This window comes from Streptomyces niveiscabiei (assembly GCF_001419795.1).
In the GTDB taxonomy this organism is placed as follows: Bacteria; Actinomycetota; Actinomycetes; order Streptomycetales; family Streptomycetaceae; genus Streptomyces; species Streptomyces niveiscabiei.
This window is the reverse complement of the sequence record NZ_LIRL01001269.1, coordinates 3,655-4,156: the sequence shown is the minus strand read 5'-3', so window position 1 is coordinate 4,156 and position 502 is coordinate 3,655. Positions and strand designations below refer to the sequence as shown.

At 76.1% G+C, this 502-nt stretch carries 1 protein-coding gene; it reads left to right on the top strand.

Annotated features, from left to right (window positions below; translation table 11 throughout):
* Positions 1-502 (top strand): GNAT family N-acetyltransferase (locus tag AOK24_RS42985; protein ID WP_159052210.1); only part of this gene is annotated, 502 nt, incomplete at both ends.

Here is a 502-nt window from a genome sequence, read left to right as displayed (position 1 = left end):
CTGCTGGCCTGGGTGGAGGAGCGGGCCACGGGCGACCGGCTCGCGCAGAGCGTCCCGGACAGCGACCTCGCCGCGATCGGGCTGCTGGAGTCGCGGGGGTACGTCCCGCTCGTCACCGAGTGGCTGCTGGAGATCGCGACGGACCAGGAGCCCGAGGTGCCGGCGCCTCCGGCGGGGGTCACGGTCCGGGCGTTTCGGGCCGGGGACGAGCGGGCGGCGTACCAGGTGACCGAGGACGCGTTCGACGAGTGGCAGCAGCGGCGGATGCCGTACGAGGAGTGGGTGCGGCACACGGTCGGGCGGGAGTCATTCGTGGCCGGGGCGTCGCCGGTCGCGTTCGCCGGGGGCGAGCTGGTCGGGGTGGTGCTCTCCTCGGACGGTGCCGAGGGGCGGGTGCAGCGGGTCGCGGTGCGGCGGGACCATCGGGGGCGCGGCATCGCCCGCCTGCTCCTGCTGGAGGCCTTCGGGGCCTTCCATCGGCGGGGCAGACGGGCGTGCACGC